Source organism: Roseateles albus, assembly GCF_028595345.1.
In the GTDB taxonomy this organism is placed as follows: Bacteria; Pseudomonadota; Gammaproteobacteria; order Burkholderiales; family Burkholderiaceae_C; genus Paucibacter_A; species Paucibacter_A albus.
In genome coordinates, this window is the sequence record NZ_JAQQXT010000001.1 from 21,760 (window position 1) to 43,297 (window position 21,538).

Below are 21,538 nucleotides of genomic sequence, written 5' to 3' on the forward strand. Positions count from 1 at the left end.
AAGCGCCTACTCGGCCAGCTTGAAGCCCTGCACGGTCTGAAACAGCTCTTGCGCCTTGGCCCTCAAGGTGCTGGCCGAGGCCGCCATCTCTTCGACCATGGCGACGTTTTGCTGCGTCACGTTCTCCATATGGTGGATAGCAGCGGTCATTTGCGCGACGCTGCCGCTTTGTTCGGCGCTGGCGCTGTTGATATTGGTCATGATGCTGGACACCGCCTGGATGCTGTGCACCACTTCACTCATCGTGGCGGCGGCCTGATCGACCAGGGACGAGCCCTGCTCGACCCGCTCGACACTGGTGTTGATCAGCGCCTTGATTTCGCGCGCGGCTTCGGCCGAGCGGCCCGCCAAGCTGCGCACCTCGCTGGCCACGACGGCAAAGCCGCGCCCCTGCTCGCCGGCCCGGGCCGCCTCGACGGCGGCATTCAGTGCCAGGATATTGGTCTGAAAGGCGATGCTGTCGATGACGCCGATGATGTCGCCGATCTTGCGTGAGGCTTCATTGATGCCCTGCATGGTGCCGACGAACTGCGACACCAGTTCACCCCCGCGCTGGGCCACCTGGGAGGCGGAGGATGCCAGCGCTTGCGCCTCGCGGGCGCCGTCGACGTTTTGCTTGACGGTGACGTTCAGCTGATCCATCGACGCGGCTGCTTCTTCCAAGGCATTGGCATGGCTGACCGTGCGGTCCGACATTTCGTTATTGCCGTCCGAAATCTCGGCGCTGGCCTCGGCCACGCCGGCCGACTCGCGCCGCACCGTTGCAACGACCGAGACCAGGCCGGTCTGCATATGCTTGAGCTGAGCCAGCAGGCTGCTGCTGTCGCCGGCCTCGACGATGATCTTGCTGCACAAATTACCCGAACCCACCCGTTGAGCCAGGCGCACCGCGATGCGCGGCTCGCCACCCAGTTGGCGCAGCAGCAAGCGCACGATCAGCGAGCTGATCACGACGGCCGCGATGGCGGCCGCCAGCCCCCCGAACAGCAGCAGCATGCGAATCTTTTTGCTGAGCTGGTCGGCCTCCTTGGCGCTGGCCTTGGCCGCTTCGACCTCGGCCGCACGGAATTTCTCCAGCCGCTCACCCAGCGTTTCGCTGAGCTTGTCGAAGCCGGGTTTGTCGGGCGAGCCCTTCATCAACAGATTGCCGGCCTCCATCCCTTGGCTGAGATAGGCCTGCGCCATCAGCTTGCCGCCGCTGGCAAAGGTCTCGAAGCTGGCGCTCAAGGCCTCCAACTCCTGCAGCTTGGCGACATCCTTCTCGGCCTGGAATTGACGACGAAACTCGGCCACGTTCTTGCGAAACAGTTGCGCCGAGTTCTCCGCGTCCTTGTAGCCGGCCTCGTCATGGGTGGCGGCCACATCGGTCAAGAACTGCTGCACATCCGAGCGGGCGAGATTCATCTCGTCCACCATCAGGGCGCGCGGCAGCGACTTCTCGCTGATGGCATGAACGCCGTCCGACAGCGTGGCCACCATCAGCCCCACGCCCAGCAGGGCCGCCACAAACAGGCCCACGACCAAGCCAAAGCCCAAGCTCAGTTGGGCCTTCACATCGAGTTGCTTGAACATCAAAAAATCCCCGGGGCAAGTCCAAAAGCCGACGTCAAACCCGAGCCGCAGCAATGCGGCGCGGCCGCGCCTGGATGCGCGAGCGTCAAAGTCTTCGAGTATGAGTCGTGACCGGCCCGACGTCGCCGGCGAACAGGCGGTGCTTTGCCATGCTTTTCCCGCTCCGCCCCGCCCCGCCCCGGGCTGCTTGGGCCTTGGCTTGGGCTTGGGCGCGGGTCGAGTAGAGTCTGGCCTTCGATCAGCCTACCCCATTTCAGCGCCCCATGCCCCGACTCCAATCCGAGCTGCAACGACTTTATGCTGCGCCGACGGCCCAGTCTGCGGGCCAGGGCTTGGCGGCGCATGGCGCGCCGGTGCGCGTCGTCGTGCTGTCCTTGGCGAGTCCGGCCGACTGGACGCTGATCGCCCGGGTTTGGCGCGGCGTGCAGGCCGATCTGGATCTGCCGGCGCCGGCCATCGCCGTATCGGGTGTCGATGGCTATCAGCTGTACTTCTCCCTGGCCGAGCCGCTGGCGCAGCCGCAGGCATTGGGCTTTGCGCAGGCCTTGCAGGCGCGCTACCTGGGCGATGTGGCCCAGGACCGCGTCGGGATTGCTACGCCCGCTTTTTCCAACTTGCCGCCCCGGCCGACCGACGAGCAAGAGGATCATTGGTCTGCCTTCGTGGCCCCCGACCTCGCGCCGGTGTTCACCGCCGAGCCCTGGCTGGACATCCCGCCCAGCCGTGAGGGCCAGGCGGATCTGCTGTGCCGTCTGCAGAGCATCCAGTCCAAAGATCTGGCCACAGCGCTGGCCAAGCTCGGCGTGGCAAGGCTCACCCCTATCAGCCCAGTCACCCCGATGGCCTCCAGCGCTGCCTCAAACGACGCAGCCAATATGGACCCCGAGCGCTTCTTGGCCCAGGTCATGAACGACCCCTCGGTCGCAATGGCGCTGCGCATCGACGCAGCGAAGGCCTTGTTGCAGGCAAAAAAATAGGCGCTCGTCACGCGGACGGCGCCTATTCTTGACGGCAGCCCGAAGGCTTGCAGCTTTTACTTCTTGGCGTTCACGGCATCCTTGAGGGCCTTGCCGGGTGTGAACTTGGCAACGGTTGCGGCGGCGATTTCCAGCGCCTCGCCGGTGGCGGGGTTCTTGCCGGTGCGGGCAGCGCGCTCGCTGACCTTGAAGTTGCCGAAGCCGAGGATGGCAACCGAATCACCAGCGGCCAGCGCTTCGGTGATAGCGCTCAGCGCAGCGTCCAAACTGGCCGTTGCGGCAGCACGGGTGGCGCCAGTCTTGGTGGCAATGCTTTCGATCAGTTCGCTTTTGTTCATCAGATATCCAGTGGGTGCAAATAAGAAAATCCCGGTGACGGGGCCGCGATTATCAGCCTTCTGGCCGGAGCGCTCGAAAATCAAGCCGCGGGGCCGGGCCGATTTTTGAAAAGCCGGTCGAATTCGACTTCAAATTCAGCCAACAACTTTATCAGCCGCCGATCGCCCAGCATCATTCGCTCATGCCGACCACGCCCTCGGCCAGCAGCGCAGCGATTTCATCTTCGCCATAGCCCAGCTGCCGCAGCAATTGATGGTTATGCTCGCCAAGCCTCGGCGGGCTCAGACGCAGATCCAGGCGCTCGCCGTTCAAACTCAAGGGCAGCAGTGGCACGCGGGTTTCGCGGCCGTCCGGTAGCGTCATCGGTGCCAAGCCGCCGGTCGCCAGCAAATGCGGGTCGTCCATCAGTTGCTCTGGCTTGGTGATGGGCGCAAAGGGCAGGCCGGCGGCCTCGAAGACGCCGGCAATCTCGGCCGCTGTGCGGGCCTGCAGGCGCCGACGCAGCTCGGGCATCATCCATGCGCGGGCCTGCACGCGCAGATTGTTGCTGGCCAGGCGTGCGTCGGATTGCAGGTCGCTCATGCCGAAGGCTTGGCAGAAGATGGCCCATTGCGTGTCGCTGACCACGGCCAGGAATATCTGTTCACCCCCGGCCACAGCGAAGACGTCGTAAATGCCCCAGGGCGAGATGCGCTCGGGCATCGGTGCCGGCGGTTTGCCGGTGACGGCGAACTGCATCATGTGCTGCGCGACCAGAAAGATATTGTTCTCGAACAAGCTGGCCTGCACCAGCTGGCCGCGCCCCGTGCTGTGGCGCTGCTGTAGCGCCGCCAGCACGCCGATGGCCCCGAACATGCCGCCCATGATGTCGTTGACGCTGCTGCCGGCGCGCAGCGGGTCGCCAGGCCGGCCTGTCATATACGCCAGGCCGCCCATCATCTGCACCACCTCGTCGAGTGCGGTGCGGTGCTCATAGGGGCCGGGCAAAAAGCCCTTGTGCGAGACATAGATCAGCCGCTCGTTGAGCCGGCTCAAGGCCTCAAAGCCCAGGCCCAGCCGGTCCATCGCGCCGCTCTTGAAGTTCTCGCTGAAGACATCGGCGCCGTGCAGCAGCTTGAGCACGATCTCAAGCCCGCGTGGGTTCTTGACATCCAGGCTGAGGCTGAGCTTGTTGCGGTTGAAGAGCGGGTAAAAGCCAGCCCCTGCGCCGAGCAGGCGGCGTGTGCTGTCGCCCTCTAGCGGCTCGATTTTGATCACCTCGGCGCCCAGATCGGCCAGCACCATGCCGCAGGTCGGGCCCATCACCATATGGGTGAACTCGATCACGCGCAGGCCGGCGAGGGGCAAGGTGTTGCCTTGAGGCAGGGTTGGAGCTGGCATTTCGTTCATGGCCTGAAGTATCCCGTAGCTCTCGCACTTGCTCCCTATCAAGCATCCGGCGCGGGAAAGGGCTTAGCATCCAGCACAAGCCGACCAAGGCTGAGGGGGAAAACGAATCATGCATCTGCGAGCGGCCTTCTATCGCCGAACAGCCGGCTTGTTTTGCAGGCTCACTCTTGCATGCAGCTGCCTGATGCTGCTTGCCAGTTTGAACGGCTTGGCGAATGCGCAAGGTAGCGCGCAGGCGTCGCTGCCCAGCTTTGCCGAGCTGGAAGCCGCTGGCGCCACCATCGGCGAAATCCGCGTGTCGGCCGAGGACATTTTTGACACACGTGACCCGGATGAAGACAAGCTGCTCTTCCGCTGGGCCAATGCGCTGCATATCCAGACCCGGCCCGAGGTCATCCGGCGCTCGCTGTTGTTCAAAACGGGTGAGCGCTTGTCGCTGCGCTTGATCGAAGAGACCGAGCGGCTGCTGCGCAGCAAGCGCTATCTCTATGATGTGCAAATGCGCCCTGTGGCTTATCACGACGGCGTGGTCGACATCGAGGTGGTGACGCGCGACACCTGGTCGCTCGACCCCGGGATCAGCGTGGGCCGTTCGGGCGGCGCTAATTCCGCCGGCATACAGCTCAAGGAGTACAACCTGCTGGGCAGCGGCACGGCGCTGTCGTTTGGGCATTCCCGCAATGTGGACCGCAGCAGCAATGAGCTGCAATTCTCCAGCGACCGCACCTTTGGCAGCTGGACGGCCGTGTCGCTCAGCCTGGCGTCCAATAGCGACGGCCGGCGCCAGGCGGCCTCTATCGTTCAGCCCTTTTATGCCCTGGATTCGCGCTGGGCGGGGGGTGTGTGGGCGGTCAAGGATGACCGCATCGACGCTTTCTACAATGCCGGCGAAATCGCCAGCCAGTATCGCCACAAGCAAGACCTGGCCGAGGTCTTTGCGGGCTGGTCCAAAGGCCTGGAGAACGGTTGGGTACAGCGTTACTCGCTGGGCATCAACTACCGCGATGACGGCTATGCCAAAGAGGCCGGTTTGCTCGCGCCGACGCCGCTGCCCAGCAATGAAAAGCTGGTCACACCCTTTCTGCGCTACAGCTTGATCGAGGACCGCTATGACCGCGAGCTCAATCGGAACCTGATCGGCCGGCCCGAGTTCTTCGCCCTGGGGCTGGCTTCCACGGTCCAACTCGGCTACGCCGCCACCGGCCTGGGCTCCAGCCACTCGGCGCTGATTTATGCGGCGACGCTGAGCCGGGGCTTCGAGCCCGCGCCCAAACAAACGCTGATCGCCTCGGGCTCGCTCTCCGGGCGATATGCTGACGGCAAGATTCGGCGTCAGCAGCTCGCGGGCCAAGCGCAGTATTACCTGCCGCAGTCGCCGCGCTGGCTGTTTTATGCGGCGGCGTCGGGCGCGGTGCAGACGAACCCGGAGCCGGTCGATGCCTTGCTGCTGGGTGGAGACAACGGCCTGCGCGGCTACCCGCTGCGCTACCAAAGCGGCAGCCGCAGCGCGCTGTTCACCGTCGAAGAACGCTCCTACACCGACCTCTATATCTGGCGCTTGTTCCGCATCGGCGGCGCGGCCTTCTTTGACACCGGCAGAGCCTGGGGTGGCAACACCGGCTTTGGCAATACCCTCAATCCGGGTTGGCTCTCTGACGTCGGCTTTGGTGCCCGCATCGTCAGCGCACGCGCCGCCTTCAGCAATGTGCTGCATGTGGACCTCGCCTTCCCGTTGAACGCGTCGGCCGACATCAAGAAGGTGCAAGTCCTCGTCAAGACCAAGGCCAGTTTCTGAAGGCCGCGCCAGCGGGCTGGCGATTCGTCGTCGCGGCTGTTGATTCGTCGCCAAGACCGGGCTTGAGCGGGATGGCGGCGGCAAGATGAGGGCCATTGCAAGCCACCAATGGAGCCTACCCATGAACCAGCCCTCCCTTGCCCACAGCGCCCCGCGCTCACTTGAGCAGCAGCGCGATGAATTCACCCGCCGGCGCTTCCTCGCCATGCCGCTGGCCGGCACCTTGGCCTGGGCCTTGATTGGTCTGGTTGGCTGGCTGGGCACACCCTTTCAGGCGGTGATGACGCTGTACTTCGGCACCGGGTCCATCTTCTATCTGGGGGTCTTTTTATCCCGTTTCACCGGCGAAAACCTGCTGTCCAGGAACAAAGACAAGAACGAGTTTGACCGGCTGTTTTTGAGCGCCATGTTGATGAGTCTGGCGGTGTTCGCCATCGCGCTGCCCTGGGCCAGCCAAGACCATCAGTCGCTGCCCTTGACCGTAGGCATTTTGGCCGGTCTGATGTGGCTGCCCTTCAGCTGGATCATCCAGCACTGGATAGGCGCCTTCCACGCAATCGCGCGCACGCTGCTGCTCGTGGCCGCCTGGTACGCCTTCCCCGGGCAGCGCTTTATGCTGATACCCGCTCTCATCGTCGGCCTGTACATCATCACCATCGTGGTGCTGGAGCGGCGTTGGAGGCGGGTGAACGGCATGGCGAGTGCGCTGTCAGCTGCGAGGCAAACCTCGGCGCCGGCTTCATGCGAGACTGCCTGATCGTCAAATTCTTTCCTGCCGCGCAAAGGCAGTCACGCTCATGAAAATTTGCATCGTCGGCGCAGGCGCCATCGGCGGCTGGTTTGCCGCCCACCTTGGGCACAAACTCGGGCAGGAAGTGCAGCTCAGCGCGCTGGCCCGTGGCGCCACGCTGGCCGCCTTGCGCCAGCATGGCTTGCGCATGGATTCGGCCGGCGGCGAGCGCATCGCGGTGCCGATTTTCGCCAGCGACAAGCCCGCAGACCTGGGTCAGCCCGATCTGATCGTCATCGCCGTCAAAGGCCCGGCGCTGGCTGCCGTGGCGCCTGCGGTCAAAGCCATGCTGGGCCCGCAGACGAAGGTCTTGGTGGGCATGAACGGCGTGCCTTGGTGGTTCTTCAATGGCCTGGAAGGCCCTTGCCTTGGGCTGCAGCTGCAGTCGGTCGACCCGGGCGGCGTGATCGCGGCGGCGATTCCGGCTGAGCGCGTGATCGGCAGCGTCGTCCATGCGAGTTGCTCAAGCCCAGAGCCCGGCCTGGTCAAACATGTGATGGGCATGGGCCTGATCCTCGGTGACCCGGCCGGTGGCCGCCCCGCGCATATCACCAAGCTGGCCGAGCTGCTGAGCCGCGCCGGCTTCAACGCGACGGTTTCCGAGCGCATCCAAAAAGACATTTGGTACAAGCTCTGGGGCAATATGACCATGAACCCGATCTCGGCGCTGACGGGCGCCACCTGTGACCGGATTCTGGATGACGAGCTGGTGCGCGGCTTCGTCACCGCCGTGATGCTTGAAGCCAGCGCCATCGGTGAGCGCATCGGCTGCGCGGTTGGCCAGACGCCGCAAGAGCGCCATGCAGTAACGCGCAAACTCGGCGCCTTCAAAACCTCGATGCTGCAGGACGTCGAAGCCGGCCGCCCGCTTGAACTGGATGCGCTGGTCGCTTCAGTGCGCGAGATCGGCCAGCACATTGGCTTGGCCACACCCTATACCGATGCAATGCTGGGCCTGACGCGCTTGATGGCGCAGACGCGGGGGCTGGTGTGACCTATCCCCTTTGATTCTTGGCTGAATAGCGGCTCTGCGCTCAGCAAAAAGCCGCCGATTGATTCTGCTCGTGGCAACGCCCCAAAATGGCGAGCACGCGACCCGGAGCCTTGAACCAGGATGAAGGGGATAAAAGGTTTGGGTCAGGATTGACTGAGAACCAAACCCAAGCCTACTTACGTTCGTAAGTGATTTTGTTGCTGCCACCATCGCAGCTGCCTACGACCTTCGCCTCTCCAACCTTGTCATTGGCAACGATCTCAAGCGTGTACACCTTTACGCCTTTGGCGTCGAGCTTGGCGGCAATCTCGGACTTGAGTTCCTCGCAGGGCTTGGCCGCTTGGGCAGCGCCGATACCGAACAGCAGGGTCAGAGCCAGGGCGTAAGACTTATTCATGCACATCTCCAAGACAAGGTCGAAACGTTGCGTTCGGGTGCCGTCCTTGAAGTGCGGCCACCCTACAGTTTTGGCATTATGTTCCCGTCATTCAGACATCGCGCACGGGTATGCCCTGAGTTCAATTGGGCGCCGGACCGACAAATGCCGCCCGTTTGTCCTTGAAGAACTCCCACCCTAGCTCGGCCGTCTCGAAATCGGCATTCTGCGCGCCGGTCAGCCAGTTGATCCAGCGCGGGTACCGCCTCGTTGGGCTGGGTTCGGCGTGCCCGCCTCGGTCAATTCGAATCAGGCTAACTTGCAATTGTTGCGGATCTTTACCCCAAATCCAGCGCGTAGCGAGCGTCTTGTCCTTGGCTTGGCGATGTGGTAACTCCTCTGACACTGTACCGCCCGTGAGCCCGGCCAGCTGACGCCACACCAAGGCCGAGGCTTCGATGCCCAGCATGGCGCCGGCCTGACGCCGGTTTTTCAAAAAACTGCCGCCGCCATAACGCACCAGCGGATCGGTGCTGCTGGCGATCAACAGGGCGGAGATCGGCGTTTGCGGTGGCGCACATTGGCTGTTCAGCGGCATCGAAGCCAGCACGGCCGAAAACGCCGCCAGCTTGGGCGCCAGCTCCGTTGCCAAGCGAAATGCCATCATGCCGCCCTTGGACACGCCCATCACATAGACCCGCGCCGCGTCGACGCCACGGGCTTCAATCAGCTCGTCAATCAGGGCGCCGATGAAGCCACAGTCGTCGGTCTTGGCGTTGACGCGCGCGTCGGCAAAGGCATCGTTCCAACTGTGTCCGCTGCCGTCGGGCGCCGCCACCAGGCATTGCTCACGCTCGGCAATCTCCAGCCAATGCGCCAGCGGCGAGGGTGGGAAGCCTTGGCCCAGCAACTGCGCGGCCGAGGCGCCGAAGCCGTGCAAGAGAATCACCAAGGGACGCGGGCCAGTCGGGCTTTGGCTGGGTCGTGCGAGCAGGAATTTGCGCGGGCCTTCGGGGCGCTGCAACTGGTGTTTGCTGATCGCGGCTACCGGGCCATGGACGACGCTGCTGCCCAGAAAGAATCTGCGTAGTGATGCGAATGACATCAAATCATCTCACCCGTCTGCAGCCGCCAAAGTGCCGCATAGGCCCCACCCTGCGCAACTAACTCGTCATGCGTGCCACTCTCGACGATCTGTCCATGCTCCAAGAGGTGGATGCAATGGGCTTGGCGCACCGTCGACAAGCGATGCGCGATCACCAGCGTCGTGCGACCTTGGCTGACGATGTTCAGCGAACGTTGAATGGCGGCTTCGGTTTCGTTGTCGACCGCGCTGGTCGCTTCGTCCAGGATCAAGAGCGGCGGGTTCTTCAAGATAGCGCGGGCCAGCGCCAAGCGCTGACGCTGGCCGCCGCTGAGCTTTTGCCCGCGCTCGCCAACGCGGGTGGCAAAGCCCAAGGGCAGGCGCTCAATGAACTCCAGGCTCTCTGACAGGCGCGCTGCCTCATGGATCCGCGCATCGCTGGCCTGGGCCATGCCGTAGGCGATGTTCTCGGCGATCGTGCCATCGGTCAAAAAGCTGTCCTGCGCGACATAGCCGATCGCGCGCCGCAGATCCTGCAGGTTCAACTCGCCAATTGGCCGCCCGTCGAACAGAATGCGGCCCTGCTGCGGCTCGTAAAAACGCAAGAGCAGCTTGACCAAGGTGGACTTGCCCGAACCGGTGCTGCCGACAAAGGCCACCGTTTGACCCGCCGGAATGCCGAGATTCAGGTTTTGCAGCGTCGGCTGCTCTGCATAGGCAAAGCTGACGTTCTCGAAGCTCAAGCCCCCGCGTGCCTGTTCGACCGGGAAATGTTCGCCTTCGTAAGCAATCTTGATCGGTGTGGCCAGCAGGTCCAGCGCGCGTTGGGCGGCTGCCATCGAGCGCTGGTACATATCGGCCACCTCGGCCAGGCGCGTCATTGGCCAGAGCAGGCGCTGGGTCAGGAAGACCAGCACTGAGTAGGCGCCAACGGCCAAATCGCCATGAATGGTGAGCCAGCCGCCGTAAAGCAAGGTGGCGGTGAAGCCGGCCAGAATGCCCATGCGTATGACCGGCGTGATCGCCGAGCTGAGCCGGATCGCGCTGGCATTGGCGACGCGGTAGGCGTCGCTGGCCTGGCCAATATGGGCGGCCTCCAGCGTCTCGGTCGCGAAGGCCTTGATGGTGGCCAGGCCGAGCAGGTTGTTGTTCAAGCGCGCCGACACATCGCCGGCCGCTTCGCGCACCACCGCGTAACGCGGCGCCAGGCGTTTCTGGAACCAGAAAGTACCGAACAGAATCAGCGGCACCGGCAGCAGCGCCACCACTGCCAGGCCCGGCTGCAAGGCAAAGAACACCGCGCTGACCATGACGGAGGAACACACCACCTGGATGATCTGGTTGGCGCCCCCGTTCAAGAAGCGCTCCAGCTGATTGATGTCGTCGTTCAAGACCGACATCAGCGCACCGGTGCGCTGATTCTCGAAATAACTCAACTCAAGTTTTTGCACATGGCTATAGGTGTCCAGGCGCAGCTCATGCTGGATGTTCTGCGCCAAGCCGCGCCATTTCAGCTCCAGCAAATATTCGAAACCCGACTCGCCTATCCACACCGCGATGTTCAAGCCTCCCAGGAACAGCAGTTGCTGCCAGGTGTCGGTGATGCCGAAGTTGACGAGGATGTTCTTGGCCAAAAAGCTCTGCTCGCCGCGCACCACCACGTCCACCGCCGCGCCAATCAGCACCTCGGGCAGGATGTCGAAGAACTTGTTAAGGATGGAGTACAGCGTGGCCAGGCGGATATCGCGCCGGTGGCCTTGGGCGTAGGCAAGCAGTTTTTTGAAGGGGTGCATTTGAGGGGGGTCAGAAGGACATTGCGACACAGCGTAACTGAGTTTTCCCGCTTGACTTACCATCTGCTGCCTCGCCTTCATTGCTACTCAGGACAGCACCATGAGCCAACTCAAACTCACCTATTTCGACTTCCACGGCGGCCGCGCCGAGCCCGCACGGCTGGCCTTTCATATCGGCGGCGTGCCATTTGAGGATTACCGCTTCAGCTTCCCGGAGTTTGAAGAGGTGCGCAAGACCACACCGCTGAGCCAGGTGCCCACCTTGCATGTGGACGGCGTGCAGGTCACGCAATGCGACGCGATCATCCGTTATGCGGGCAAGCTGGCGAATCTGTATCCGAGCGACCCTTTCCAGGCGCTGCTCTGCGACGAGGTGATGTGCGTGGTCGAAGAGGCCTCGGTCAAGCTGGGCCCGAGTTTTCGCATGACGGGTGAAGAGCAAAAGCAAGCTCGGCTCGCTTTGGTCAACGGCTCGATGCCGGTTTATCTGCGCTGGCTGGAGAAGCAGCTCTTGGCTCACGGCGGCGAGTACTTTGCCGACCATCGATTGACGGTGGCGGATATCAAGGTGTTTATCGATGTGCGAGGCCTGAACTCGGGTCGCCTCGACCATGTGCCCCGCGATCTGGTCGAACAGGTCGCTCCGGCCCTTAACGCTCATATGCAGCGGATTGCGGCCACGCCGGCAGTCGCGGCGTATTACGCCAAGTTCGGCATGTAAGAGCCTCCAGGCGCCCGCATCCGAACGGATGTTGGCGCTTAATTGGCGTGTCATGTGGCTGGGCGATGCTGATGCGACCCTTTCCTCCAAACAGGACTCCACATGAATATGCACGCTATCTCCGTCGCGCTATGCGCCTTGGCTGCCACCGCTGCCGCCACATCCGCTCAGGCTCTTCCTGCAATTGACCCCAGCCCGCTGCCGGCCAAGGTCTGGAACACACTCAGCGGTGCTGCTCCCCTCGTCATCGGCCATCGCGGCGCCTCTGGCTATCGCCCCGAGCACACGCTGGAAGGCTACGCCCTGGCCATTGCCCAAGGCGCCAACTACATTGAGCCCGATCTGGTGATGACCAAAGACGGCGAGTTGATCGCCCGTCACGAGCCTCTCTTGGCCCGCGTCGAACTGAATGCCAATGGCAGCATCAAGATGGTGAACGGCGCACCGGTGCTGAACCGTACCGACAGCAGCACCAACGTCTGGCAACTGGCCAAGTATGCGGACCGCCTGACTGTCAAGAATGTTGACGGCGTGAAAACGGCCGGCTGGTTCGCCGAAGATTTCACAGCTGCCGAGATCCGCAACGACATCCGCGCCCAAGAGCGCCTGCGCGATCTGCGCTTGGGCAATAACGCCTATAACAACCAGTTCGTGATCCCGACGCTGCAAGAGGTGATCAATCTGGCCAAGGCCAAGACGCTGGAAACCGGCCGCGTCATCGGCATCTACCCCGAGACAAAGCACCCGAGCTATTTCAAGAACTTCACCGACGCCAACGGCCTGCAGCGCATGGAGGACAAGCTGATCGCCACGCTGCACGCCAACTACGGCAATGACCACAACGCGCCAGTGTTCATCCAGTCCTTCGAGGTGCACAACCTCGAGTACATCAATAGCAAGACCGACATCAAGATCATTCAGTTGCTCAATGGCAGCGGCAACCCTTTTGATGATGGTCGCAGCTATGCCGAGTTGGCCTCGGCGGCCGGTTTGGACAGCATCAAGACCTATGCCGATGGCGTAGGCTCCAACACCAATTTGATGATTCCGCTGGTGGGCGGCAAGTTGGGCTCGCCGACGCAGCTGATCGCCAACGCGCACCAGCGCGGCCTGGCCGTTCATGGCTGGACCTTCCGCGCGGAGAACGTGTTCTTGCCGAATGAGTTCGACAGCAGTGCCGACCCGGCCGCCTATGGCGATCTGAGCGGCCAGATCAAGGCCTTTGTCGATCTGGGCATGGACGGCTTCTTCACCGACCAACCCTTGTTAGGCGTCGCTGCCGTGGCCACGCTGTCGGCCGTGCCGGAGCCGCAGACCTATGCGCTGATGTTGGGCGGCTTGGTGGGGGTGTTGAGTTTGGCGCGGCGGCAAAAACGCGCCAATTGACTCAGCGAAAACAGTCGGCCTGATCAGGGCATCGGGGTGAGGCTGCGCAGATAGGCGATCATGGCCGCCATATCCTCGTCCTTGATCGACCGATAGAAGCCATAGGCCATCGGCGGCTTGTAGGGTTTGCCTTGGCGGTCCACACCCTCGCGGACGGCCTTGGCGATCTGGGCGTCGCTCCAGTCTTTCAGTCCGTTGGCGTGAGAAGTTAGATTGCGGGCGACACTCTCGCCCCAAGGTCCTTTGAAGGTCTGGCCGCCCGCGCCCAGCTTGTCCATTTCCAGGCGACCCTGCTGACTGCGAGGCGTGTGGCACTCCATGCAATGCCCGATCCGCACCAAGTACTCGCCGGTCTTCACTTTGTCCTTGACGGAGGGCGCGGCCACGGAGTCCAGCGCAGGCCCATAGCTCGGAGGCAGCGGAATAGCGTAAGTCGATTTGGCGACTGTGTTGCGGATCGGTGGCTGCTCTCTCATGTAAGCGATCAGCGCGGCCAGATCCCGGTCTGAAATATGCCGGTACATCTCGATTGGCATCGGCGGGCCGATGATGCTTTTGTCGGGGCGCACACCCTCGCGGATGGCCTTGGCCAATTGCGCGTCGGTCCATTTGCCGATGCCGGTTTCCGGGTCGGGGGTGATGTTGGGCGCCATCGCCTTGAACACCGGCTCATCAAACACCATGCCGCCCGACAAACCCTTCTCGAACAAGGGCTGGCCCTGCTCGCCTCGGGCCATATGGCAGTTGCCGCAGGCGACAACGCCATTCATCAGGTATTTGCCTCGCTCCAGCAGCGCGGCGTCGCGCGCCTGCGCCGCTGTGGCGCCCAGCCCGAGCCCAAGGCCCAGCAGCAAAATCGCCCTGAACAGGCTTGTTGACCTTCTTTGCATAGAGCACTCCTGTCGCAGCCCGAGCGGGCGAGGATTGAAGAATGAATTCGCCGGCGGCGATTATTGCGGCGGCTTTGCCGTCTGTCGAGCGTCGCCGTTTCGGGCCAGGGCTGCGCCATCGGTGAAAATGCCAAACATGAACACACCCCGCACCGATCTGAACGCCCTGACCCGCTATATGGACGGCGTCGGCAGCGCCGCCCGCAGTGCCGCCGCCTTGATGGCCGCCGCCCCCACCGCCGCCAAGAACCAGGCGCTGCTGTCGCTGGCTCGCCGCTTGCGCGCTAGCGGCCCGGCGCTGAAGGCCGCCAACGCCAAGGATCTGGCCGCCGCAAAAGCCGCCGGCCTCAAAGGCCCGCTGCTGGACCGGCTGAAGCTCACGCCGGCGGCAATCGCCACGGTCGCCGAGGGCTGCGAACAGATCGCCGCGATGCCCGATCCGGTCGGTGAAATCAGCGGCCTGAAGCGCCGCCCCAGCGGCATCAGCGTCGGTCAGATGCGCGTGCCGCTGGGCGTGTTCGGCATGATTTACGAGAGCCGCCCCAACGTCACCATCGAGGCCGCCTCGCTGGCCATCAAGAGCGGCAATGCCTGCATTCTTCGCGGCGGCTCGGAGGCCTTGCACTCGAACCTCGCCTTGGCCGAGTTGGTGGCCGCAGCCTTGAAGGAAGCCGGCCTGCCGCCCACCGGCGTGCAGCTGATCAACACCACCGACCGCGCCGCCGTCGGCATGCTGATCACGGCCCCTCAGCATGTCGATGTGATCATTCCGCGCGGCGGCAAAAGCCTGATTGAGCGCATCAGCGCCGAGGCCAAGGTGCCGGTGATCAAGCACTTGGACGGCAATTGCCACACTTATGTCGACGCCGAGGTCGACTTCGGCCTGGCGCTGACGGTGGTGATCAACGCCAAGACGCAAAAGTACAGCCCCTGCAATGCGACCGAGTCGCTGCTGGTGCATGCCGAAAGCGCGCCGGACTTTCTTCCCCATATCGGCGCCGTCTTGGCCGAAAAGGGCGTGGAGCTGCGCGGCTGCGCGCGCACCTTGGCCTTGCTTGGCCCCCTGCCCGGCGCCAAGGTGACGGCCGCGACCGAGGCCGATTGGAGCGAGGAATATCTGGCACCCATCATCAGCATCAAGGTGGTCGACAGCCTGAACGAGGCGATTGCGCATATCAACCACTATGGCTCGCACCACACCGATGCGATCCTGACGACCAACCATGCCCACGCGATGCGCTTCCTGCGCGAGGTCGATTCGGCCAGCGTGATGGTCAATACCAGCACCCGCTTCGCCGACGGTTTCGAGTACGGCCTGGGTGCAGAAATCGGCATTTCGACCGACAAGCTGCATGCGCGAGGCCCCGTCGGTTTGGAGGGTTTGACCTCTTTGAAATGGGTGGTGCTCGGTCAGGGCGAGGTGCGGGCTTGAGGGTATCGAGTCGATGATTGAATCGATGAAAAGCAAACCTGTCCTGGTCGCAGCCATTTTGGCATTGAGCCTGTTCACGCACGCACCTTCGGCCTGGGCCTTCCGGTGCAACTCCTACATCATCGACGCCGGCCTGCATAAGGCCGAGGTGCTGAAGAAATGCGGCCCGCCCAGCACGCGGGACGTGCGCCTGGAGCGGCGCATCATCCGGGTGCGCGAATACCAGCAAGCCACGACCAGGCAGGCGGGCGCGATCGGCAACTCGGTGGAGGTCGAGCGCGAGATTCAGGTCAGCATCGAAGAATGGGTCTATAACTTCGGCCCTCAGCAATTCATGCAATTACTGATCTTTGAGGATGGCCGCTTAAAGTCCGTGCAGGATCTTGATTACGGCAATTAATTAGGTCAGCGCCGGCAGCATCCTTGCTGCTGGGCGCAAGCGGTGCCACCGAGGCCACCGCTCGCGCCCAATTGGCGGATCAGCCTGCCTTTGATGCCAAGCGGCGACGCCTTACGACGCTGCCCAATGCGCCCAGCCCGGCCAGCCACAGCGCTAACGAGGCCGGTTCCGGCACGGCAGCCACCGTCACCGAAATGCTGCCATTGGTGTAGAGCTGGCTGAAGTCCAACTGCGTGCCCGCCGCGAGCTTGAAGCCTGAGGCGTCAATGTCGGCAAAGGTACCGGTCAGCGTGCCCCAATCCAGCAGGTCGAAGCTCTGGCCTTTTTGCGCCACAAAGCCGTTCCAAGACGTCAGCTTGAGCGTACCGTTCAGGCTCAGATTGCCCGCAACGATGTATTTGTCGAAGCTGCTGTTCTTGAAGGCCTCATCACTGCCGCAGCGCAAGGTGCAGGCGCTAATGCCGCCGATCTCGGCCAGGTAGCTGCTGCTCTCGCCGAACTCCACATCGCCTTCGTCCGTGCCCAGGCCCGGCGAAGCGCCGATCGTCAAGGTGCCCTCGAAGCGCTTGGCGCCCGCGCCAGTGAACTTGGAGCCGGTGCGCTGTTGCACATCGCCGAAGAAGGTCGCGACCGAGCCGGTCGAGACACGCAGCTCGGCGCCGCTCTGCACATCGAGCTTGCCGTAGAAGGTGTTGTTGCTCAGGCCCGAGAGCACGATCTGGCTGGCGGAACTGTTCAGCAAGTCGGCATAGATCGTCGAGCTGCCGCCGCTCAGCAAGATCTTGCCCTTGTTGCTCAGCAAGCCGCCACTGAGGCTGCCAAAGCCGTTGATCACCGCACCGACCTCGTTGCTCATCGCGAAGCCATTGTTGTCAAAGCCGCCGCCGCTGAGTTGAATCTTGCCCGTATTGCTGCCCAAGCCGCGATTCATCAGCACGGTGGCGTCACGGCCGGCGCTGATGATGCCGTTATTGCTGAGTTTGCCGTCCAGCGTCAGCGTGCCGCCCACCGCACCCACCGTACCGGTATTGTTGATTTCGTTATTGATCTGGCCTGCGCCGATGATGCGGCCGGCGTTGGTGATGGTGCCGCCCGCCATGGTGGCCGTCGTCGAGCCCATCAGGATCTGGCCATCGTTGCGGAAGTTCTGGTCGATGCGGAAGCTGCCGGCATCGACCGTCATGCGCCCGGCATTCTGGAACTTGGCGCTGATGACGCCGCGCCCGGTCAAGGTGCCGGCCGTGCCGTTGATCAAGGTGGCCGAGCCGGAGACGGTGTCGCCGCTCATGCTCATAACGCCCGCATTGAGCAGATTGGCGCCGCTCAGAACCAGGCCGCGCCCGTCCAGCATGTCCCAATTGCCGGTATTGATATTGCTGCCCAAGGTGGCCAGCTCCAGGCTGCCGCCGGATTGACGCAGCAAGCCGGTGTTGCTGAATCCGCCCGCACCGGCAATCACGCCATAGCCGCCCAAAAAGCTTGAGCTCAGCACCGTGCCTGCACTGCTGATCTTGCCGCCGGCCATTTGCACCGCACCGGTGTTGTTCAGTCCGCCAGCGCCTACAACAAGCTGGCTGAAGTTGCCGACTGCCAACTCGCCCAGCACGGTCAATGATTGAGTTTGCGCATTGCCGCCATTCAGGGTCAGGTTGTCGCCGGCCAAAATCCTCAGCTCGCTTTTCACGTTGATGTTCATGCCCGCGCCGAGTCCGACGCTGTGATCCAGAATGCCGTCGCCGGTGAACTGACTACCGAGAAAATTGATGGTGCCGGTGTTGAAGTTGACCTGGCCCGCACTTTTCGACCAACCGACATTGAGCGTGCCGCCGTTCAGGTTCAGCACGCCGCCCTTGCCGATGATCAATTGGCTGCCGCTGTTGAGGATGGCACCGTTGCTGAGGTTCAAGGTGGCCGAGCCGGTTTCGCTGCCGATCACAAGGTTGTCCGTCAAGCTCAGGGTTGAGCCCGTGCCGCCCAGATCCACCAAAGCGGAGGTGCCGCCAACTGCGCCGAAATAGGCGTTCTTGGCGTTCACCAGACCGCCATCGGCAATTTCCAAGCTGCCGCTTTGGACCGTTAGATTGCCGCTGCTTTGCAAGCGTGAACTGGCGCCCGTCACCACCAGCTTGGACGTGCCAGCGTCGCCGATCAGGCCGACAAAGGTGTGCTGGTTGCTGACCAGGCCGCCCTGCTCGATGAACAGGGAGCCTTCACCCAGTTTGCCGACCGTCAAATCGCCGCTGAGCAGCCAGCTCGAGTTCGCGCCCGTGACCTTGGCCGTGCCGGCGCCGCCGGCCAGGCTACCTAAAGTGGCGCCTACATTGCTGAACTTGGCGCCGGCTTCGACTCGCAGGCTGCCCACACCGGCGTCGCCGATATTCAAGTTGCCGGTGCTGACCCAGCTTGAAGTGGCGCCGGTCAGCTGCAGCAAGCCATCGCCGCCCGTGGCCTTGCCGATAAAGCTGTTGCCGCTGTTCAAAGTTCCACCGTTCTGCACGGTGATGGTGCCGGTGGCGCCGAGGCCGACGACCAGATCGCCGCTGTTTGTGAGCTTGGACAGCAGGCCGTCAACCAGGATCGTGCCTTGGCTCAGGTTGTCCCTTGCCAGCGTCAACTGGCTCAGGGTGGCCGAGCTCCCTGACATGATGTTCAAAGTCAAGGCATCGCCTGCGTTTGCGCCCAGCTGTTCGATCCCTGATTGGATGGACACCTTGTTCTTCAGTGTCAGCGTCGTGTCGGCGCCGCCCAACCAGGCATTGCTGAGATTCATGCCGGCGCTGCCGCCGTCCCAGCTCTGATCGCCTTTTTCACCATAGGCATCAACTCTGACATTGAAGACTTGCGTCTTGCTGCTGCCGTTGCTGATGCCCTCATTCCAAATGCCAATATTGTTGCCCTGGTTGAAGGTAAAACCGGTCGCGTTGGCGCCAAAGGAAATGCCGGTATAGAAGGCATTGACATCGGCAAGCTGTGTGGGCGCTTTGGTGGAGTCGAAAAACAGCGAGTCGCCGTTGAGGATTGGAATGTATGTGCTGATCCCGAACACATTCCAGTTGTGGGAGTTGCTCCATTGGGCTGTCGGGCCACCGGCTACAACGGCCGCACCTGTCCACGTCCGCTTGCTCGCCTCGGCCTGCGCCATCAGGCCTAGGCTCATCGCCGCGGCCAGTGCAATATTGAGCGGTAGGCGCGCATGGTGTGGGAGGCGGCGCTTCGCGGCGCGGATGGTCGGGCAGAGGTCGAGTTTGATGCGTTTGTTCATGATGTGTCCCTGTGTGTTCAAAGAAAGCTGAACGAAATCCAGCAGAAAATCCAAATGAAAAAGCAGCTGAAACGAGCGTGACTCGTCTTACGGCTTGTAGGAGAAGGTCTGCAAAATCGTGGCGTTGCCGCCAATCAGGCTCAGCTGCGCGCCAACGCCTACGCCGGTGGCTGCGCTGAAGCCTGGGATGGCGTTTTGCGCGCCGCGCATGCCCTTGGCCACGCTCCAGCTCACCGTGCCTGCCACACCCACGCCGATATCGCCTGCGCCTGCCATGCCGACATAAGCGCCGCCCTGTTTACCCACCGCACCCGGGTTCCACATGAAGCCGATATCGCCGCCGGCAATCAAAGCAGCGCCAAGAGAGCCTCCGACGGTGCTGACCACGGCGAATTGCATGCGGCCGTTGCTGTCGAGCTGGCAGTTATGGATCAGGCCGATGGACTCATCCGCGCCAGCGACCACGGCGGACCCGATGGCGGCAAAAATACCCGAGGACGAGTTTTGTAGATTGGAAGGGAAATTTGACGTTAGGCCGGGTGAAAAAGCTTCGTACATGCCCGTGCCGCAGAGCAGGCCAAATTTGCCGGCGTTCTTCAGCATGACATTGGCAATGTCTTTGACTTCGGCGGAGTCATCGGCGAGTTGCTTCTTGGACGCCACGATGGCCAGCACGCGCTTCATATCGTTCAAGGTGTCGGCGTTGGACTTGGCGTTCTTAAAAGCCACAAACGTTTTGTTCAAGCTCTTGCCCAAGTCCTTGGCCATGGCCAGCTTCGCCGCTTCGTGGAACAGCCGCAAGGTCAAGGCATCGATGCCTTTTTGGATTTCGGCCATCGCGGCGTAGTAGGCGCTTTGCATGGCCCCAATCGAGCTGCCATAGGTGGCCTGCATGGTCGAGCCAATGTGGTTGAAGGCTTGCGAGAAGTCCGCGCTGATGCCGGGCTCGCGGAAATAGGTGTGGCGGGTGGTGTCCCAAGCACCCTTGTAGGTACAGATGCCGCAGGCATCCATGTGGTAGTCGGCCCGGCAATTGGCGTAGTAGAGCAACAGGCATTTATGCGGCGTGCTCTTGTGGTGCTTGCCGTAGGCTTTCTCGGTGTAGGTCAAGGAACCCCGGTAATGGCAGAAGCCCGGCACGCTGGGCGAATAGCCGCTGCGGCAATCTTCCATGCAGGCCGCACCGGTGCAGCTATAGCCGGCGCGCGGCGGGCTGTAGCAAAGGCCGCCATCGGCGACCTTGCCGCTCGGGCAGGACAAGGCCTGCGCTTCGCCCGTCATGCCGGCCATCGCTGCCATGGCAATGCAGGCCGAGGCACCAAAGCGGCGCAGCGTTTTGAGCAATAATTTCTTCATGATTTCACCCTGAGTTAATGAGTTATTTGCTTGGTCCATCGATGACTGAGAACGATCGGTCTGAAGCCGATTCAGACCCGCGCGTGCGGGTTCTTGCCTTGCCGGTGGCGGGTCGCAAGGATGGCGGCCTGCAGTTGCGCCGGCTCTACCGCGCCGCGCATCAACTGGTCCCCGACCAGCAGCGCCGGCGTGCCGTCAATACTCAGGCGCTCGGCCAGTTGCCGCACCTCGTTCAGGCCGCGCGCTATGCCCGCCTTGTCTACCGCCGCGGCTTTGGCCTTTGGTGCGAATGCTTGCAGGCTGGCGGCGTCGAGCTGTGTGCTGGCCATCAGGCGCTGGTGCAATTGCTGGGCGGCGGGCCCTTGCCCCGCTGCCAGCACCAAATGCGCTGCGGCCAGCGAATCGGGCCCGAGGATGGGCAGATGCTTGACCAGCACGCGCAAATGACGGTCTGACTGAATCAGCTTGTTGATTTCGGCCTGCACATGTTTGCAGTAGCCGCAGCGGTAGTCGATGAACTCCACCAGCGTCACATCCCCGGCCGGATTGCCCAGCACGGTGGAGCCGACCTCGGTATAGATCGCCTTGGCCGAGCTGCTCAGCAAGGCTTGATCACTGCGCAGCTTAGCGGCAGCTTCGCGCTGCTCCAGGGTGTTGAGCGCCTCGCGCACCAACTCGGGCCGCTCCTTGAGCAACTTCTCCAATGCGCGTTCGAGTTCGCTGGCGGAGGCTTGCGCCGCGAAAGTGGGCGGCAAGATGGTGAAACTCATCAGCCCGGCGCCTAACAGGCCCAGCCCTTCGCGCCTGCTGACGAAGCAGTGTTGTTTGGACGGCATGGAGATCTCCGGCTGTAGAGCGTAGGTATGGACAAAAGGGCGTGCGTTTTTTGCTCGGCCTCTTGGCTAAGACGCATTGCGTCGACGATCACGACGGCGGGAAGCGGATATTTCCGTCTTGACCCCTAAGGCTAGGGGGGTGAAGA

18 protein-coding genes are annotated in these 21,538 nt (G+C 62.6%); 8 read left to right on the forward strand and 10 right to left on the reverse strand.

Annotated features, from left to right (window positions below):
* Positions 1-6: 6 nt before the first annotated feature.
* Positions 7-1,572 (reverse strand): methyl-accepting chemotaxis protein, encoded by a 1,566-nt coding sequence (locus PRZ03_RS00120; RefSeq protein WP_273598465.1) that lies wholly within the window; start codon positions 1,570-1,572, stop codon positions 7-9.
* Between the two features lie 263 nt (positions 1,573-1,835).
* Between PRZ03_RS00120 and PRZ03_RS00125 the strand changes: the two genes are divergently transcribed.
* On the forward strand, positions 1,836-2,549 hold the full coding sequence (locus tag PRZ03_RS00125) for a hypothetical protein (RefSeq protein ID WP_273598466.1): 714 nt from the start codon (positions 1,836-1,838) through the stop codon (positions 2,547-2,549).
* A gap of 56 nt (positions 2,550-2,605) precedes the next feature.
* On the opposite strand, the gene PRZ03_RS00130 is transcribed toward PRZ03_RS00125, so the two are convergent.
* Both PRZ03_RS00130 and PRZ03_RS00135 read right to left on the reverse strand, forming a co-directional pair.
* The gene (locus PRZ03_RS00130; RefSeq protein WP_263532836.1) at positions 2,606-2,887 is read right to left on the reverse strand and encodes an HU family DNA-binding protein; all 282 of its coding nucleotides are present in this window, start codon (positions 2,885-2,887) and stop codon (positions 2,606-2,608) included.
* Positions 2,888-3,059: 172 nt separating this feature from the next.
* A complete protein-coding gene (locus PRZ03_RS00135; RefSeq protein WP_338109589.1) occupies positions 3,060-4,268 on the reverse strand; it encodes a CaiB/BaiF CoA transferase family protein in 1,209 nt (402 codons plus the stop codon).
* 193 nt (positions 4,269-4,461) lie between these two features.
* Here PRZ03_RS00135 and PRZ03_RS00140 point away from each other — a divergent pair, with 193 nt between their 5' ends.
* The 3 genes from PRZ03_RS00140 to PRZ03_RS00150 all read left to right on the forward strand — a co-directional run bounded on the left by PRZ03_RS00140 (position 4,462) and on the right by PRZ03_RS00150 (position 7,856).
* Positions 4,462-6,072, forward strand: coding sequence for a BamA/TamA family outer membrane protein (locus PRZ03_RS00140; RefSeq protein ID WP_273598468.1), 1,611 nt, complete (start codon positions 4,462-4,464; stop codon positions 6,070-6,072).
* Positions 6,073-6,193: 121 nt separating this feature from the next.
* Positions 6,194-6,829, forward strand: coding sequence for a DUF7010 family protein (locus PRZ03_RS00145; protein ID WP_273598469.1), 636 nt, complete (start codon positions 6,194-6,196; stop codon positions 6,827-6,829).
* Between the two features lie 40 nt (positions 6,830-6,869).
* A complete protein-coding gene (locus tag PRZ03_RS00150; RefSeq protein ID WP_273598470.1) occupies positions 6,870-7,856 on the forward strand; it encodes a 2-dehydropantoate 2-reductase in 987 nt (328 codons plus the stop codon).
* Positions 7,857-8,028: 172 nt separating this feature from the next.
* Here the strand turns inward: PRZ03_RS00150 and PRZ03_RS00155 are convergent, their stop codons facing one another.
* The 3 genes from PRZ03_RS00155 to PRZ03_RS00165 all read right to left on the reverse strand — a co-directional run bounded on the left by PRZ03_RS00155 (position 8,029) and on the right by PRZ03_RS00165 (position 11,109).
* Positions 8,029-8,253 carry a DUF1161 domain-containing protein gene (locus tag PRZ03_RS00155; RefSeq protein ID WP_273598471.1) on the reverse strand — a complete coding sequence of 75 codons (225 nt, stop codon included), beginning with the start codon at positions 8,251-8,253 and terminating at the stop codon, positions 8,029-8,031.
* A 121-nt stretch (positions 8,254-8,374) separates the two neighbouring features.
* On the reverse strand, positions 8,375-9,337 hold the full coding sequence (locus tag PRZ03_RS00160) for a CE1 family esterase (RefSeq protein WP_273598472.1): 963 nt from the start codon (positions 9,335-9,337) through the stop codon (positions 8,375-8,377).
* On the reverse strand, positions 9,337-11,109 hold the full coding sequence (locus PRZ03_RS00165) for an ABC transporter ATP-binding protein (protein ID WP_273598473.1): 1,773 nt from the start codon (positions 11,107-11,109) through the stop codon (positions 9,337-9,339). The genes PRZ03_RS00160 and PRZ03_RS00165 overlap by 1 nt, the downstream gene beginning before the upstream one ends.
* Before the next feature lie 100 nt (positions 11,110-11,209).
* Between PRZ03_RS00165 and PRZ03_RS00170 the strand changes: the two genes are divergently transcribed.
* Positions 11,210-11,830, forward strand: coding sequence for a glutathione S-transferase (locus PRZ03_RS00170; protein WP_273598474.1), 621 nt, complete (start codon positions 11,210-11,212; stop codon positions 11,828-11,830).
* Between the two features lie 102 nt (positions 11,831-11,932).
* Complete coding sequence (locus PRZ03_RS00175) at positions 11,933-13,216, forward strand: glycerophosphodiester phosphodiesterase family protein (protein ID WP_273598475.1); 1,284 nt, start codon at positions 11,933-11,935, stop codon at positions 13,214-13,216.
* Between the two features lie 23 nt (positions 13,217-13,239).
* On the opposite strand, the gene PRZ03_RS00180 is transcribed toward PRZ03_RS00175, so the two are convergent.
* On the reverse strand, positions 13,240-14,106 hold the full coding sequence (locus PRZ03_RS00180) for a c-type cytochrome (protein WP_273598476.1): 867 nt from the start codon (positions 14,104-14,106) through the stop codon (positions 13,240-13,242).
* Between the two features lie 178 nt (positions 14,107-14,284).
* On the opposite strand from PRZ03_RS00180, the gene PRZ03_RS00185 reads away from it, so the two are divergent.
* Together PRZ03_RS00185 and PRZ03_RS00190 are read left to right on the forward strand one after the other, a co-directional pair.
* Entirely contained in the window at positions 14,285-15,538 is a 1,254-nt protein-coding gene (locus PRZ03_RS00185; protein WP_273598967.1) for a glutamate-5-semialdehyde dehydrogenase, read from the forward strand.
* 25 nt (positions 15,539-15,563) lie between these two features.
* Positions 15,564-15,938: a DUF2845 domain-containing protein gene (locus PRZ03_RS00190; protein WP_273598477.1), complete on the forward strand. Its 375-nt coding sequence runs from the start codon at positions 15,564-15,566 to the stop codon at positions 15,936-15,938.
* A gap of 79 nt (positions 15,939-16,017) precedes the next feature.
* Here the strand turns inward: PRZ03_RS00190 and PRZ03_RS00195 are convergent, their stop codons facing one another.
* The 3 genes from PRZ03_RS00195 to PRZ03_RS24155 form a co-directional block, all read right to left on the reverse strand.
* Positions 16,018-19,200 carry a beta strand repeat-containing protein gene (locus tag PRZ03_RS00195; RefSeq protein WP_273598478.1) on the reverse strand — a complete coding sequence of 1,061 codons (3,183 nt, stop codon included), beginning with the start codon at positions 19,198-19,200 and terminating at the stop codon, positions 16,018-16,020.
* An 87-nt stretch (positions 19,201-19,287) separates the two neighbouring features.
* A complete protein-coding gene (locus PRZ03_RS00200; protein ID WP_273598479.1) occupies positions 19,288-20,556 on the reverse strand; it encodes a hypothetical protein in 1,269 nt (422 codons plus the stop codon).
* A gap of 71 nt (positions 20,557-20,627) precedes the next feature.
* On the reverse strand, positions 20,628-21,392 hold the full coding sequence (locus tag PRZ03_RS24155; RefSeq protein WP_273598480.1) for a thioredoxin domain-containing protein: 765 nt from the start codon (positions 21,390-21,392) through the stop codon (positions 20,628-20,630).
* Positions 21,393-21,538: the final 146 nt, after the last annotated feature.